The sequence below is a fragment of the Enterococcus xiangfangensis genome (assembly GCF_005405365.1).
Lineage (GTDB): Bacteria > Bacillota > Bacilli > Lactobacillales > Enterococcaceae > Enterococcus_A > Enterococcus_A xiangfangensis.
On record NZ_BJDX01000002.1, the window covers coordinates 295021 to 311057 of the forward strand.

The window sequence follows — 16037 nt, forward strand, 5'->3', positions numbered from 1 at the left end:
GTAAAGATCGGGCGATGGACTGAACCACAACTAACAAAATTGTCACAAAATTTGAGGGTCATTGAAGAAGTTGTGAAAAATGGTATACTTAATTTGTTAGGAAAACGCTTTCTTTCGTTTTTAGTAGATTTTAAAAAAATACCAATAGGGGGAGAATATGAAATTTTTTTTAGATACAGCGAATATTGAAGAAATAGAACGGATCAATCAGCTTGGGCTGGTCGATGGTATTACGACCAATCCTACAATCATTGCTAAAGAGGGCAGAGATTTTGAAACAGTAATCAAAGAAATTTGTACGCTAGTCAATGGTCCAGTTAGTGCAGAAGTCACCGCTTTAGACAGTGAAGGAATGATTCGTGAAGCACGTGTGATCAGTCAGTGGGCCGAGAATATTGTAGTGAAAATCCCTATGACTGAAGAGGGACTCAGAGCGGTCCATACGATTTCACAAGAGGGGATCAAGACGAACGTCACTTTGATTTTTTCAGCGGCACAAGGCTTGATGGCTGCGAAAGCTGGCGCGACTTATGTCAGTCCTTTTATCGGTCGTTTAGAAGATATTGCTTCTGATGGAATCCAGTTAGTCAGTGATTTGCGAGAAATTTTTGATATGTACGGTTTTGAAACAGCGATCATTGCAGCGAGTGTTCGTAATCTTGGTCATGTGGAAGCTGCAGCGTTAGCAGGATCAGATATTGCAACAATTCCAGGGAATTTATTTCCAAAGTTATGGAGCCATCCATTAACAACGAATGGAATCAGTCAATTTGAAGCAGATTGGCAAGCATATCAGGCTAAACAAAAGTAAAAAGGATCAGTGAGAAGAAACTCTCACTGATCCTTTTGCTATTATTTCAATAACTAGTTGTTTTATTTTGCTGGCCGGTAGCCTGCTTTCTTTGCTTCATCGACTGTTTTGAACCAAGCTCTTGGATTGGTCGTCTGATCGTAGTATTTACCGCCAGGCAAATGGTAGACACCACTTTTTGATCCTTTGATCAAACCTTTTCCGTGACTGTCGACATATTCTTTATTCGCCGACGCGGTCGAATTTTCTGTTGTTTCAGTCTTAGTCGTGCTAGTCCCATCCGCATAATTTAACGTTACACCGTTTTGCACGTTAAAGATATAGACGTTGAAAGCAATAGCGTCGCCATCAATCGATTGAGCCATCATATGAACCCCGCGGGCGAGCAGTTCATCCCCGCGGAAAATCGGAACAACTGAATAGCGAACATAATTTTTAGGACTTTTTTCTAAATAATATTTGACATCCATTTCAAAACGCAACATTTCCGGACTGTTCAATTGGCGTGTACCGGTAATCAAGTTTTTCCAATTGGCATTTTCTCCAGATAATTGATAGCCGATCAAATGAGAACGATTGAAAAGATATTGTCCATTGATTTTTTTACTGTGCCAGCCAGTTGGTGAGACACTTGAAATACTGCCGCGTTCGCCGGTGGGCATCAATTTTTGATTCAATAATGCTTCGGCACCAGTTGCACGATTTAGAGAATCTAAATCACCATATTTTTCCCAAGGACCATTAGCAGTGGACAGATCCTCTTTAGAAAAAGTCGGCTTGTTTTGATTGATTTCGATCGTTTGATTTCCTCGATAGTCAAGAGCGGCTAAATCTTGGGAATCGTTGATTTGCATTTGGTTTTTTTGCGAGGTAGCTGGTGTTGAAGTTGATTCCGGCTTGGTATCTTTAATGCTACAGCCAGCAAGGACAGCGATCGAAATAAGGGTCGCTGCGACTAATTTAGTTTTTTTGGACAAGAAAATTACTCCTATTCTACTTCTTTATCATTTGCTTAGGACCGTAAGCAAGTCTATGGAGCCTCTGATTATTCAGGGGCTCCAATAATTTTGATATATTCATCAGGATTCAAGATTTCGAAATGTTTTGCAACTAACTGATTGCGCTTGTTGCGGCGACCTTCAATCCGAATCCGATATTTATTTTCCGGCAAGCGGAAGACATAACCCGAAAGGTAACGATCTTTGATCAAGACTTCCGTTTTTTCTTCACCGTTGCTCATGATCAATAATGACATCATGATCGGCTTTTCTTGCAATAAAATTGTTTTTTCTAATAAGCCGCGATACTCTTCCAAAAAATCACTTCTTTCTATAAAAAAGTCTATAGCTCGATTTTAGCATTTTTGAGTGATTAATGCTCTAAAAACGATGTAATCTATGTGACTCTTACAAAATTTGAGAAAAAAAGCAGAAATCATTTAGACTTCTGCTTTGGATCTATAATTCATCATTTAGCGCAGCTACATTAGCCGCAACTTGTTTATTTCCGTGATGCAATTCAACAATTGTCCAGATTAATAAGGCGAGAACTGCAGCAATTAGAAGATAAGCAATCGTATCAGCAGTGGTGATTTCACCAACGGTCGGATGATCTCCAAAAAAGCCTTCTATTTGGCTAGGCAAGCCGATCAAATTTAAATAGGTCAATCCGATAACTGAGATCCAGCCGAGCAGTTGGATAATTCGTTTGTTTTTAAAGCGATTGCCCATTTCGGCACGGCTGTTAGTCATCATCAGCAGTGGCAACATAGAAAAAGGCAAGGCAAAGGCTAAAAAGACTTGCGAATTATTCATTAAATTATTCAACGCTTCATGCTCTTGGATCACAGTCTCACCGCGAGTAAACAAAACACAGATCAATACGGGAACAACTGAGATTAGTCGAGTGACTAAGCGACGCAGCCAAATCGGCATCCGCATATGAATAAAACCTTCCATAATAACTTGTCCAGTCAAAGTTCCGGTAATAGTTGAGTTTTGACCAGAAGCCAACAAAGCTACTGCAAACAAAGTTGATAATGCACCAGTTTTTGCGACAGTCATCAAAATGCCATTGCTCATTGTAGCTGGATTAGACAAAGCTTCATACAATCCAAAGAAAGAAGGATCTTCAACAGTCCCAGTTTTAAAAACAGCGACCCCCATGATCAACAGCAAGGCATTTACTAAAAATGCCAGTGATAATTGGATATTTGAATCCCATGTGGTGAAACGAACTGCATTTGCGACATCATCTTCATCCTCATGATCGATTTCCCGAGTTTGTGAGATCGCTGAATGAAGATAAAGATTATGGGGCATGACTGTTGCACCGATGATTCCCAATGCACCAGTTAACGGTGTTTGACCGGCAATTGCAGGGGAATTGGCGAATGTTTCATTGGTTGGAACAAATCCTTTCAATACATCCTTCCAGTTAGGATTAGATAGCGCTACTTGGTAAATAAAGACGATGAGAATGACAAAAATCAAGCAGACGACGATGGCTTCGATTTTCCGGAAGCCGACTTTTGTTAAAAGCAGTAATAAAAAAACATCCAAAACAGTAATAAATACGGCAATAACTAAAGGAATATTGAATAATAAATACAAGGCGATGGCCGCACCGATGACTTCGGCGATATCTGTTGCCATGATCGCTAATTCAGTTAAGAGCCAAAGAACAATTCCTAAAGATTTGCTTGTCCGAGCTCGAATCGCTTGTGCTAAGTCCATCTGAGTGACGATCCCAAGTTTGGCTGCCATGTATTGCAAAAGCATGGCGACTAAACTAGAAAGCAAGATGACCGACATTAATAAATATTGGAAATTTTGGCCGCCAGTAATAGATGTCGACCAGTTTCCAGGATCCATATAGCCGACAGCGACTAAAGCACCTGGACCCGAATAAGCAAGCAGTGTTCGCCAAAAACTTTTTCCTTTCGGCACTTTTATAGTACCATTGACCTCCTCTAAAGAAAGTCCATTTGTATGCTCTAAAATGGGGTGTTTAGTTGTACTCAAGATGTGCCCACCTTTCTCTAATGGTTTCTACGAGGCAATCATACACCTAAAATAAGGAAAATGGAAGAAAAAGATTCGGTATGCCTAAAATTGTTAAAGATCAATTTATTTGGTATTGGAGTGATAAAGAAAAAGTGAATCATCAAACAATAAAAAAAGGCTTCCCATTATTTGGGAGCCTTTTTTATTGGCTGATCTCAATCACGCGATCGGTCCAGTCTTGATAAAATCCTTCTTCATGGGAAACGACGATAACCGTTCCAGCAAAGTTTGCTAAACTTTCGCGTAAACTGTCTTTGGTACTTTGATCAATATGATTCGTTGGTTCATCGAGAATCAGCAGGTTGCCTTTTTGCATCGTCATTTGACACAGTTTGACTTTAGTTTGCTCGCCACCGCTTAATGTACTCAAGGGTTCTTGCGCCAATTGATTTGGCAATCCGGCTTTAGCTAAATGTTTGCGTAATTCTTTGACCGTTTCTTTTGGGAAAAGTTCACTTAAATATTGTAATGGCGTTTGATAAGGGTTTTCCCATTGGAGATCTTGTTCAAAATAATTGATTGTCGTATTAGCAGGGAAGTGGAATTCTCCAGCAATTTTTGGAATCGCTCCGATCAATGTTTTTAATAGTGTTGATTTTCCAATGCCGTTGAATCCACGGATTGCGACTTTTTCACCATAGCGTAAGGTGATATTGATCGGCGCAAGCAAAGGTCTTTGGTAACCAATTTCAAGATCAGTTGTCTCAAGTGCCAGCGTCGTAACGATCGGTGCATAGGGGAAATTGAACTGGGCAACCGCGTTAGCCGATGGCGGTGTTAATCGGTCCACTTTGTCTAATTGCTTTTGCCGACTTTTTGCCATAGTTGAACGAGAACCAGCTTTATATTTGCGGATGTAAGCTTCCGTTTTTTCAATTTGTCGTTTTTGAGCGGCGTATTGTTTTAGATACGTCTCTTGAAACTGTTCCTTTTGCTTTAAAGCTTTGGTCAAGTTTCCCGTATATTTAGTCAGTTTACCAAATTCGATGTCTGCGATATGCGTTGTGATCTGGTTTAAAAAGTCACGATCATGAGAAATTACTACAAAAGTGCCGACAAAATCTTGTAAGAACTGGCTCAACCAGGCGACGTGTTCATCATCTAGGTGGTTAGTTGGTTCATCTAAGATCAATACATCCGGTTTTTCCAGTAATAACTTTGCTAAAATCAGTTTTGAACGTTGTCCGCCGCTTAGGTCTTCTAACGGTGTATCCATCCCTAAGACATCTAAGCCTAAACCGCTACTCATTTCAGCAACCAAAGTATCGATTTGATAAAAATCACCTTGGTCTAATTCTGTTTGTAAGCGACCGGCTCGTTCCAATAATTTATCGTCCAATGATTCGCTGTATTCCATATACAGTTCGCCGATTCTTGCTTCTTTAGCAAAATCTGAAGCATAAGCCGTTTTTAAGAAATCTTTGATAGATAAGGTTGGGTCGACTTCGACATATTGATCCAAATAACCAACATGGATGTTTTTTTGCCACGCAATAGTGCCATCGTCAGGCAACTGCTCGCCAGTGATAATCTTGATCAAGGTACTTTTTCCTGCTCCATTTTGTCCAATCAGACCAAGATGTTCCCCTTTATTCAAATGTAATTCTAAATCTTCATACAAAATCTTATCCCCAAATTGTTGGGTGATTCCGGTTAAATCTAAGATACTCATGTTTCTCCTACTTTCTTACTCAATTTCCCATCATCCAATAAAAGTAGGGGATAGTCAAGTAAAAAAGGGTTAGTTTTAGGACTTTTAAAACTGTAGAATTCGTAAAAAAAATGATAGCGGAAACATTTTTGCCATAAAAAGCTGTATGAGAAACAGGCGGTCATAAGTGAAATTTCAAAATAAAAGAATGCCTAAAAATAAGTCGTTCTCAAATTATTAGGCAAAAACCTAACAAAAACTTCGACATGCTTTTTAGACACTCTATTTAAGCTTACGCCCCTGCCAAGGAAGTTAAGTATAGCATTAACTGGGTTGGTTGTGAAAAATTAATTGCATCGCGCGTCTTAATGGAAAGAAAACGAGGCTGACAATCAGAATGGTTGAAAAAAGATTAATCACAGTAGCTGGCATAGTAGCCAAAGCAGCGAAGAAAGCGGGCTTCAAATGAGCACCAGCAATCATTCCCATAACAGTCACTTTGATGACCGACATGATGAACTTAGCGATGCCGGCAAAAATCCCAATGATTACGATTTGATAAACACGCGTTGGTTTACGTTTGAAAATTGAAAAAGCGGCATAAGCAGCTGCGCCAACCACAAAACTTTCAATCAGAAAGTAGGGAGCTTCACTAGCAAACCCATTTAAAATATCAAAGATAAAAAAGCCAATCCCGCCAGCTAACGACCCTTGCCAGTAACCAATCAATAAAACAGCTAACAAGACCACCGCATTGCCAAAATGAATAAAGGCTCCCGTTGGTAAGGGAATCTTGATCATCGTTCCAATAAAGGTCAATGCGGCAAATAATGCAATCAATACTAAATTTTGAATTCGTTTATCACTGTTCATCTGCATACTCCAATCGTTTTTCTCCATGAGTGTAGGCCCCGTGCCAAACGTGACCGACATACGGATTGATTTTTTCACCCGATGCAATCGCGGCTTGGACAAATGCAATCGCCAGTTTGATGGCTTGTTCAAGAGGGTAGTTTTTCGCAATCGCTGCAGTGATCGCCGCCGCAAACGTACACCCAGCACCATGATTATAAGGTGTCGCAATGACTGGATGCGGATAACGATAGAAATTTCTCCCATCATAATGAAGGTCGAGGGTTTGTTTGTCGTCAAACCGTGCACCACCTTTGATCACCACGTGTTTAACGCCTAGCAAGGCAATTTTTTTAGCGGCTTGCTGCATTTGTTTTTCTGAAGTTAAGTCACCTAGTTCAGCTAAAATCCCCGCTTCACGCAGATTTGGAGTTGTGATCAAGGCATGCGGCAATAATACTTTTTGCAAGGCTTGAACTTGTTCATTTTGAATGAAATCTTTGGTACCTTTCCCACCGATGACAGGGTCCACAAGCAGTGGGATATCTTTAGGAAGGTGTTTGGCTGCTACATGAATGATCTCTTCAGAAGGTAATAATCCTGTTTTAACTGCGTCAATCGGTCCTGCGAAGATTGATGCGAGTTGTTCTTGAATCCACTCGGTCGGCAACTTCTTCAAGTGATGATCTCCAGTTTCTGGGTCTAAAGTGACGATTGAAGTAATCGCTGCTAAACCAAAAGTTCCAAATTCCTGAAACGTTTTTAAATCTGCTTCTAGGCCGCCTCCGCCAGTAGCGTCAGAACCAGCAATTGTTGCAACTTTCTTCATCATTTTGCCTCCATTCTTAGCAATAAAATTCAGATGTAATGAACTCTTCAAGCATATCTTTTTAAGCAGCGAAAAAAAAGAGCCAATTGGATTTGTTTTAACTCAGCCAATTAGTAAAAATAAATAGTAGTTCGTTTCATTTTTTAGCGATGAAACGCAGCTAGACGTTTTTATAGCTGAACGAAAAGATCAGAAAAAGCAAGTGAGATATTAAAAATTTCTGAGAACAGAAGATAAAAGTGGTGTATCAAAAAAGACAAATCTAGTTTTGAACCTAGACTTGTCTGCAATTAAATCTTGTTTATTAGTTCTGACTTATCTATCTTGGACTGATACCTAACGAAATCCGACCAAAGCGGCTGATTCGCGTCACTTTCCAACTGGGAGACCAAACCGTTTCGACAGATACTTCTTTGATCCCATCAAGTTCTTTAAGTGCCACGACGATTTCATTAGGCACGGTCACCATACAACCGCAGCCCATTGATGTGAAAGTGACAACTACTTTACAATGTCCATCCTCAGTCAAATCAATTTCATAAAGCAGTCCTAAATTATATATATCCAATCCTATCTCAGGATCATAGATTGTTTCGAATTTTTCGATCAATTGCTCGCCGATAGCGGCTGCTCGATCATTTATTAAGATATCTTCCCGCATCCTTTTTCCCCCGTTCCAAAAAGATTATGTGTATTTTTTCATGAAACATTCTTTTTTTCAAGAGTTTTTATGAAATTTTTTTGTTTTGCCTTAGAATTCTTTAATGTTTGTGTTAAAATACAATTAGATTATTCAAAGGCATTGCTGGAATAATAATGATTTTTTTGAAAGGGGAGTTTCACTATGACTGATAACCAGCCAAAAAAAGATATCCGTATCAGAAGTAATGTTTATGACAATATGGTCAAATCACCAAACCGTGCGTTATTGCGGGCAACGGGGATGGGAGATCAAGAACTCGAGCAGCCGATCATTGGTGTGATTAGTACTTGGGCAGAAAACACCCCCTGTAATATTCATTTAGCCGATTTAGGTAAGCTTGCTAAAAAAGGGGTACTGACTGCTGGTGGGTGGCCTGTTCAATTTGGAACAATCACAGTTTCAGATGGAATTGCGATGGGGACGCCTGGGATGCGTTTTTCTTTACCGTCACGCGATATTATCGCTGATTCAGTTGAAGCCGCAATCAGCGGACATAACTGCGATGCATTTGTAGCCATCGGCGGTTGTGATAAAAATATGCCGGGTTGTATGATCGCGATTGCAAATACAGATATTCCTTCAATTTTTGTTTATGGCGGGACGATTGCGCCTGGTAACCTTGATGGAGAAGATATCGACTTAGTTTCTGTATTTGAAGCGATTGGTCAATGGAACCATCATGACATGACTGCTGAAGAAGTTCGTCGAATCGAATGCAATGCCTGTCCTGGACCTGGTGGCTGCGGTGGAATGTACACAGCCAATACGATGGCCTCTGCAATTGAAGCGATGGGAATGAGCTTACCTGGTTCTTCTTCACATCCGGCAACAACTGAAGCTAAATTAAAAGACGTAGAAGAAGCTGGCGAAGCAGTGATGAAATTATTGGAAAAAGGAATTTATCCAAAAGACATCATGACTCGCAAAGCTTTTGAAAATGCAATTACGGTTGTCATGGCTTTGGGCGGCTCCACTAATGCAGTCTTGCATTTAATGGCAATGGCGCACGCAGCTAACGTTGAGTTAACTTTAGATGATTTTAACGATTTTCAAGAAAAGGTTCCTCATCTAGCCGATTTGAAACCAAGTGGGAAATATGTTTTCCAAGACTTGTATGAAGTTGGCGGGGTACCCGCAGTGATGAAATATCTTTATGAAAATGGCTACTTGCACGGGGATTGTTTGACTGTTACTGGAAAAACACTCGCAGAAAACTTAGCAGACGTTCCTCCACTAAAAGAAGGTCAACAAATCATCATGCCATTTGAAAATCCAAAACGGAAAGATGGTCCATTGATCATCTTACATGGGAATTTGGCGACAGAAGGTGCCGTTGCCAAAGTTTCTGGCGTGAAAGTTCGTCGTCATGAAGGTCCGGCAAAAGTATTTAACACAGAAGATGAGGCAATCGACGCAGTGCTTGCAGACGAAGTTGTCGATGGCGATGTTGTCGTTGTTCGTTACGTTGGACCAAAGGGCGGACCGGGTATGCCGGAAATGTTGTCTCTGTCTAGCATGATCGTCGGAAAAGGACAAGGTGAGACCGTTGCATTGTTGACAGATGGTCGTTTCTCAGGTGGTACTCACGGACTCGTTGTTGGTCATATCGCTCCTGAAGCACAAGATGGCGGACCAATCGCGTTGTTAAAAACCGGTGATACAGTCGTTATCGACCAAGATACTAAAGAACTTACGATGAAAGTTTCTGAAGCTGAACTTGCTAAACGTCAAGCCGAGCTTGTGATTCCGCCATTGCATAGCCGTGGTGTTCTAGGAAAATATGCACATCTTGTTTCTAGTTCCGCAGAAGGTGCAATTACCGATTTTTGGAAAAAAGAAGACTAATTGTAGAAAATTAAGACTCATTTTATTTAAGCGATAGACAAATCTAGAATTAAAACTAGATTTGTCTTTTTTTGTATTTGAGCGAGCAATTATTCATTTTTAGCGATATACGGGCTATCAAAAGAATTCAAAAAAGAGGTTGTAACAATATTTTTGTCACAACCTCTAATTTTTAAATATAAATTACCGAGTTTTCAACCATTGATCGCGGATATGATCGGTTAAACGAATGATTCGTTTACCAACTTCTGAATATTGATTTGTTGCTAAGTTTGCTAATGAGACCCGTACGGCCCATTCGCCGCTGCCGAAAGCGTTGGCCTTGAGCAGCATCAATTGTTCTTTTTCTGCTAGAGAAGTTAAAACTTTTGTAACGGTCCATTTATTTTTCAAATAGTCCGCAAAGTCGTTGCCGTAACGTTTACGGCTCCAATCTTCGTAATTGATTTCGCAATAATAAGCTGTATCTAAATCTGCTAATGGCTCTTGCAAGCCCAAAGTGTTGAATAATAATTTTTCCCGTTGCCGACAAATATCCATTACTTCGGCTTTATAGGCTTTTCCTTCATCTAATAAACTGTACAAACTAAACATGACCATCATGACTTGTTGCGGAGCAGAAAGTCCAGACGCATGATTCAACGCAACATCGCGGCTGTCAGCGACGATGCGATCGATAAATGTAATGCTTGTTGGATCTGCGGTCAATGAAGCATAGCGTGCATTTAGCTGTTCGACTTTGTCTTGCGGTAAATTTGCGATCAGTTTATCAAAAAGGTTTTGTCTAGCGACAGCAATCGTACCTACACGCCAACCGGTTGCCCCAAAATATTTTGAATAAGAATAGATGCAGGCAGTATTATAAGGAATCTCAGAAAATAGAGAAGTAAAGACTGGTACAAATGTGCCATAAACGTCATCAGTTAAGATCATCAGTCCAGGATTATCTGTAACAACGATATCTTTTAACAAATCGATCGTTGAAGGACAAAGCGCATTGGCTGTTGGATTGCTTGGATTTACTACAAAGACTGCTTTGATGGATGGATCCCGTAATTTATTGATTTCGTCATCTGGATATTGATAGGTCATTTTGCCATCGATCATGACTTGCTTTGCTTGAACCTTGACGATATCGAATGAATACTTCGGTAATTCAGGAATTTCTAAGTAAGGAGCGAAGGTCGGCAACATCAAAGCAATTTTATCTCCACGATTCAGTAAAAAATTATTGAGCAAAGTATCGAAGATGTAGCAGATTCCTGCGGTTCCGCCTTCTACAGCAAAAATATCAAACGGAGTTTCACTGTTAGAAAAAAGTTCTTGATTTAAATACGCTTTGATGGGACCTTCACAGGCCGTTAAGCAGCGGACGGGATTGGGATAGTTATCTCCAATGATATGATCGAGCATACTTGTCAACCAAATTTCTTTAGGCATTCCTAAATAGTTATTATCAGAAAACCAGATTTTTTTTAAAAAATCGGCACCTTTACCTGGTCGATCAGCTAAAAAATCGACAAACCGTTGACTGCGATCTCTATCGGCTTGGATCATACCAGCTGTTAATTCCCCATTACCGTACAATGTTTCTTGTGTGGCGAATTGCCCCAATAAGAAGAAGGCTTCTCGTGGCGTCGGAGCCGTCCAGTTTGGATTTCCACGCCCGGCATTCAGAAGATTCGTAACTTTTTTATTTTTATGAATTTTTTGTTCTAAAAAAAGACTTAATTCAAATGGGCTTAATTCCTCTAAGGCTTGTTCGGCAGTTGTTGACACAGATATGACTCCTTCTACGCTTTATTTTAAGTCTATAGTAACGAGAAAAATTTTTAATACAGCGTAAATACGCTTAGAGTTTATGAGAAAATTTCTGTTAAAAAACAAAGAAATAAGAGCTGTTTTTTTCAAAATCGTCTGAAAAAGGCGATACGACAATTAAGTTAACGCTTACAAAACTCTTAGAATTACCTTTTAGAGTTTTGTATCGCACTAGATCTCAGACTTACGACCCATGCCAAATAGTAAAAAGTCGGTATACTGTATGTATAAGTTGGCCGCTAAGGTTAGTCAAAATAAAGCAGCAAAACGAGATATGGAATTATTTGAATAAGGAGGAAGTTAAGATGGAGCAAATCATCGCTATTGCGTTTATCGCATTATTGGTTTTCTTTGTTGTAAAAGTCGGTTCAGTCTTATGGCGGATTGCCGGACTGTTGTTTCTGCTATTTATTATTTATATCTATAAAGACCAAGTCATCTCACAAGTTCAACAGTTTGTCGCTGATCCTAATTTTGGGGAATTGTGGCAAAACATTTCAAATTTTTTTGGGAATTTATTTGATAAGGTTACAGGTTTTGTGAGTACAGTGATTGAATAAAAAAAGCGGCCAAATGGTCGCTTTTTGGCTATATACGATTAATTCCAAGCAAATGTTTCTTACAACGTTGATAACTTGCTAAAACCTTTTCTGGTACAGCGACATGAGGAATAAAATTAGCACCTTTTGGACCATAACCATTTTCATCATCGTTTAGTCGACGAATCTCACCAAGAACTAAAGATAAAAAATAATCAGCAGTCCACCAAGTATCCATTTGAGGATTTTTAAAAAGCGGCTGTCGATTAAAATTGATCAATTGAGGCTGTTCAAAAAAGAGTGGGTAGATCGCTGACAAAGGCAATTGCCATTCGTGACTGAAAGTTAGATGAGAACGTTTTTGGACTAGCGGATCTTGGACTAGCCAAAACCTTTGCGGCAGATCTTGTTTTAAAAGTTCATAAGAGAAACGGGCATTTTCGCCGGTATTGGTCGAGTCTTTTTCTAATAATAACGTGAGCTCACGCAAACAGTAATGGGAGAATATTTCTTGGGTAATTTCAGCCTCTGAAAGCTGCTGCCAGTCTGCGCGTACGAGTTCAGGATAGCTTTTTTGACAATTTCTGATCAATGGGGCAGTGCCGTGACCGATGCCACCGACAAAAACGACCCGTCGGATCTCAGATACTCTTTCACAAAATTTTGCGGCAGAAATGATTAAATAAGGCAAACTGTTGCCGGCAATCACCAATGTATCGGAATGAAAATTTGGATTTTCTGGACTTGTTGTTAAATACTCAACGAGTGTAACAAAATCAGACATGATAGTCTCCTTACTCATGAAACGAAATAGTGCTTACAAGTATACTAGCAAAAATTTAGGAAGAAAAAAACTGCAAGAATAAACTGGCAGTTTAGAACAAATATTGAATGAAAAAGAAAATACATAAGATAAAAAGGACAATGGACAAAGTTAGCCAAGTTTTTTGTTTGATCCAAAGAAACTTGCCATAACAAAAGGCCGCAGCCGCACCGGTCAAGAGGCTAAACAGATCCATTACTTCGCGGTGTTCAATAATACGAGCGAGCATTAGAATACTGAAAAGGATCAGACTAAAAATTCCGGCGGTCGCTAAAGCTAAATCGGTACTAGTCTGTTTACGTTCTTTTTCCATGTGTTTCCCTCCATCCGTAAAAGTGAGTCATCTGATTCATTCGAAACGGTTGTTTTTTTAAATTTCATGTTCTTGCAAATTAAGAAAAAGCAGTCTAATCGTATTTTTGAGGTTTATTTTTATTATAAATGAATCCGATTCCAATGTCACGTTTCTAAGAATTAATCAGTGATAAGATAGTTATTTTTTGAAACTATCCGTACGATCTCCGTTTTTTTGACCTAAGTTACCGATGAGTAGTGTATACTTGATGAGTGAAAGAGGTGAGAATGTGACACAATTTTATTTTGTCCGACATGGAAAAACGGTGATCAATGCAGAAGGACGTTTCAATGGAGGATCTGTCGATTCTCCTTTGAACCCATCTGGAATAGCCGCTACCAAGCGGATGGCTCAACATTTAAAAACGGTATCTTTTGATCTAGCATTGACTTCACCGCAGATGCGTGCGCAGACGACGGCAAAAATTGTTTTAGAAGAAAGCCTGAATCCGCCCGCACTAACGATTATTGAAGATTTGCGTGAAATGCATTTAGGCGATTGGGACGGTAAAAATATCGCTCAAATTACAGCAGCTTATCCAGAGGAATTAAAGAATTATCGCACACATCCAGAGCTGTTTAATGCAGAAAAAATCCATGCCGAAGCATACTCCAGTCTGATCGCCCGCAGTACAAAGGTGATCAAAGAAGTAACAGAAACACATCCAACTGACAAAGTGCTCGTCGTTAGTCATGGAATTTTGCTGATGGCTTTGCTGAATACCCTAAAAGGGGTACCTTTAGCGAAAATTCGTGAGAGTGGCATCGTAGATAATTCAAGTTTAACTATCTTGAATCATTCAAAGGATCAAATGTTTTTTGAAACATGGGGACAAGTTTTTTAATGAAGAGAAGAATACTTTATTAGGTAACAATCGCATAAAAGGGTCCGCAAAACTTTATTAAAGTAGCAGCGTATTCATGATAAAAGGTGCAAACTTTTTTTCGAAGCAAATCGTAACATTCTATTAAAAACTTTAAGAAGTTTTTTAATAGAATGTTTTTTTATATTGAAGTGACAGTATGGATTTTAAGATAAAAGAACAAAATTTTATTAACTCGAAGAGACTTTAAAAAAATAGTAAAGACTAAAAAAATCCTTTCAAATAATTTTTGAAAGGATTTTTGTTATTTAAATGGATAAATCTTAACTAGACAGCAGATCTTTTCGTTTTAATCGGTAAGTTAATTCAATCATGGTTTCTTGCTCATCCAAAGGAGCGGAGGCATCCGTCAAAAAGTATTCATAGCTGCGAAAAGTGAAGACGCCATTTTCCTGTTTGATGGCTGCAATTAGCTCTTCATAAGAGTCGGTCAAGTCATCATAGTCGCCGATATAAAGTGTTCGTACAGCTTGATAGCTAGGCAAGAGATAACTTTGGAATTTCTCTGTCGAAGGCAATTCTTGATTGATTGGAAAGCCGACCTCAATCTCTAATAACTGATCTCTAGGTTGTCCAGACTCGTCAAGATTTAAGTAAGAAATAAAGGGCGTTCCTATAGACTCAGCGTCATTTTTTTGTATATATTCTAGCAAATCCGCAAAAGACTTTCCGATGTAACTTGGAATGTGTTCATGCGAAAGATGAGCGGACATCGAAACAATCGTCTGTGCCGGTTTGATGATCTTCTCAATTTGCATACTGTATCCTCCATTTCATAAACTGTTATGGTGATTGTAACAAGGAATGAAATCGAATACAAACAGGAGCTATTTTGCTGTTTGGAATCCCATGATTTGTCCATGCTGATTCAAGTAATTAAAGAAAATGGGGAACAAGTCTACATCGGCTTTATCCAAACATCCTTTTGCCTCGAGACGTAGCCATGTTTTGGGAGAAATCTTTTTTTCTAATCGTTTTTTTGCTTGTTGGAAACTTGGCTTTTTTTGATAGACTACGCGGTTCAACAACTCTCCTTTAGCATAGAGGTAGCAGTAATAGCGTTTTTCTTCCGGCAGGATACCGACAAAGGTTTGATTTTGCATGATTTGGATTAGTTGCTTGTTGCGGCGCAAAAAGCGTTGGACTGTTAGATAATTATTCCACCATTGTGCTGAGGATTCGTAGTCATGCCGCTCGCTAGCGGATTGTACACGTTGATCAATCCGAGTCAGTAAAGAAGTCGATTGACCTAAGAGCGTCTCCTTGATTTCCTGGATTCGCAAATCAAATTCTTCTTCCGGAGAGATCTCAGTATAATCTTTAACGATTCCTGCTACGTATTTTAACGGACCGTCTAAGCGGTAGACGCTATTGATGATCTGTTTTAGTTCTTGAATCTTGCTTTGCTTGAAAAAAGGACCAATCACTAGGCCTTCTTCAGCCCACTCATTTAAGACTTTCAAATAAGGGGATTTGTCGATAAATTGAAAGTAGCCGTAGCCTTCATAATGATTCATCATTCGATTATATTGCGGGCGAATTTGATGGATCAGTTGGCATTCTAGTAGGAGCGCATCGAATTCGGTATCGACTAATTCATAATCAAAATCTGTGATTCTTTGAACCATCTCTTGAACTTTTCGCGAGTGTTGCTTATTTTTAATAAAATAGGAACTAACTCGCTGTTTTAAGTTTTTAGCTTTTCCGACATAAATAATTTCATTTCGGCTATTTTTCATCTGGTAGACACCAGGAGTTTTTGGCAGATTTTTAATTTTTTCTTTTAGCATAGAACCACCTCATTTTTTTCGAAGTACACAAAAAGATTTTTAAATAACTTTTAAAAACATTGTTACGAAA

At 39.2% G+C, this 16037-nt stretch carries 16 protein-coding genes; 4 read left to right on the forward strand and 12 right to left on the reverse strand.

Annotated elements, in window-relative coordinates:
* The first annotated feature begins 157 nt into the window (after nt 1–157).
* On the forward strand, nt 158–811 hold the full coding sequence (fsa, locus tag FFM68_RS03555; RefSeq protein WP_137618059.1) for a fructose-6-phosphate aldolase: 654 nt from the start codon (nt 158–160) through the stop codon (nt 809–811).
* A gap of 62 nt (nt 812–873) precedes the next feature.
* Here fsa and FFM68_RS03560 read toward each other — a convergent pair whose 3' ends face one another.
* The 7 genes from FFM68_RS03560 to FFM68_RS03590 all read right to left on the reverse strand — a co-directional run bounded on the left by FFM68_RS03560 (nt 874) and on the right by FFM68_RS03590 (nt 7869).
* On the reverse strand, nt 874–1788 hold the full coding sequence (locus tag FFM68_RS03560) for a DNA/RNA non-specific endonuclease (RefSeq protein WP_239585041.1): 915 nt from the start codon (nt 1786–1788) through the stop codon (nt 874–876).
* Nucleotides 1789–1856: 68 nt separating this feature from the next.
* A complete protein-coding gene (locus FFM68_RS03565) occupies nt 1857–2126 on the reverse strand; it encodes a hypothetical protein (protein ID WP_137618060.1) in 270 nt (89 codons plus the stop codon).
* Between the two features lie 142 nt (nt 2127–2268).
* Nucleotides 2269–3834, reverse strand: a complete 1566-nt coding sequence (locus FFM68_RS03570) for an Nramp family divalent metal transporter (RefSeq protein WP_137618061.1) — start codon at nt 3832–3834, stop codon at nt 2269–2271.
* Nucleotides 3835–4018: 184 nt separating this feature from the next.
* Entirely contained in the window at nt 4019–5548 is a 1530-nt protein-coding gene (locus FFM68_RS03575) for an ABC-F family ATP-binding cassette domain-containing protein (RefSeq protein WP_137618062.1), read from the reverse strand.
* 303 nt (nt 5549–5851) lie between these two features.
* A complete protein-coding gene (locus FFM68_RS03580) occupies nt 5852–6400 on the reverse strand; it encodes an ECF transporter S component (RefSeq protein ID WP_137618063.1) in 549 nt (182 codons plus the stop codon).
* Nucleotides 6390–7208 carry a bifunctional hydroxymethylpyrimidine kinase/phosphomethylpyrimidine kinase gene (thiD, locus tag FFM68_RS03585; protein WP_137618064.1) on the reverse strand — a complete coding sequence of 273 codons (819 nt, stop codon included), beginning with the start codon at nt 7206–7208 and terminating at the stop codon, nt 6390–6392. The genes FFM68_RS03580 and thiD overlap by 11 nt, the downstream gene beginning before the upstream one ends.
* Nucleotides 7209–7527: 319 nt before the next feature.
* The gene (locus FFM68_RS03590) at nt 7528–7869 is read right to left on the reverse strand and encodes a metal-sulfur cluster assembly factor (RefSeq protein WP_137618065.1); all 342 of its coding nucleotides are present in this window, start codon (nt 7867–7869) and stop codon (nt 7528–7530) included.
* Nucleotides 7870–8052: 183 nt separating this feature from the next.
* On the opposite strand from FFM68_RS03590, the gene ilvD reads away from it, so the two are divergent.
* On the forward strand, nt 8053–9756 hold the full coding sequence (ilvD, locus tag FFM68_RS03595; RefSeq protein ID WP_137618066.1) for a dihydroxy-acid dehydratase: 1704 nt from the start codon (nt 8053–8055) through the stop codon (nt 9754–9756).
* Nucleotides 9757–9939: 183 nt separating this feature from the next.
* Here ilvD and aspD read toward each other — a convergent pair whose 3' ends face one another.
* Nucleotides 9940–11535 carry an aspartate 4-decarboxylase gene (gene aspD, locus FFM68_RS03600; protein WP_137618067.1) on the reverse strand — a complete coding sequence of 532 codons (1596 nt, stop codon included), beginning with the start codon at nt 11533–11535 and terminating at the stop codon, nt 9940–9942.
* 347 nt (nt 11536–11882) lie between these two features.
* Between aspD and FFM68_RS03605 the strand changes: the two genes are divergently transcribed.
* Nucleotides 11883–12137 (forward strand): hypothetical protein, encoded by a 255-nt coding sequence (locus FFM68_RS03605; RefSeq protein ID WP_137618068.1) that lies wholly within the window; start codon nt 11883–11885, stop codon nt 12135–12137.
* Between the two features lie 28 nt (nt 12138–12165).
* On the opposite strand, the gene FFM68_RS03610 is transcribed toward FFM68_RS03605, so the two are convergent.
* On the reverse strand, nt 12166–12900 hold the full coding sequence (locus tag FFM68_RS03610) for a YdcF family protein (protein ID WP_137618148.1): 735 nt from the start codon (nt 12898–12900) through the stop codon (nt 12166–12168).
* A 91-nt stretch (nt 12901–12991) separates the two neighbouring features.
* A complete protein-coding gene (locus FFM68_RS03615; RefSeq protein ID WP_137618069.1) occupies nt 12992–13252 on the reverse strand; it encodes a DUF6442 family protein in 261 nt (86 codons plus the stop codon).
* 271 nt (nt 13253–13523) lie between these two features.
* Between FFM68_RS03615 and FFM68_RS03620 the strand changes: the two genes are divergently transcribed.
* Nucleotides 13524–14138, forward strand: a complete 615-nt coding sequence (locus FFM68_RS03620) for a histidine phosphatase family protein (RefSeq protein ID WP_174784497.1) — start codon at nt 13524–13526, stop codon at nt 14136–14138.
* 302 nt (nt 14139–14440) lie between these two features.
* Here the strand turns inward: FFM68_RS03620 and FFM68_RS03625 are convergent, their stop codons facing one another.
* Nucleotides 14441–14935 carry a GyrI-like domain-containing protein gene (locus FFM68_RS03625; RefSeq protein WP_137618071.1) on the reverse strand — a complete coding sequence of 165 codons (495 nt, stop codon included), beginning with the start codon at nt 14933–14935 and terminating at the stop codon, nt 14441–14443.
* A 69-nt stretch (nt 14936–15004) separates the two neighbouring features.
* The gene (locus FFM68_RS03630; RefSeq protein WP_137618072.1) at nt 15005–15967 is read right to left on the reverse strand and encodes a GIY-YIG nuclease family protein; all 963 of its coding nucleotides are present in this window, start codon (nt 15965–15967) and stop codon (nt 15005–15007) included.
* Between the last annotated feature and the right edge of the window lie 70 nt (nt 15968–16037).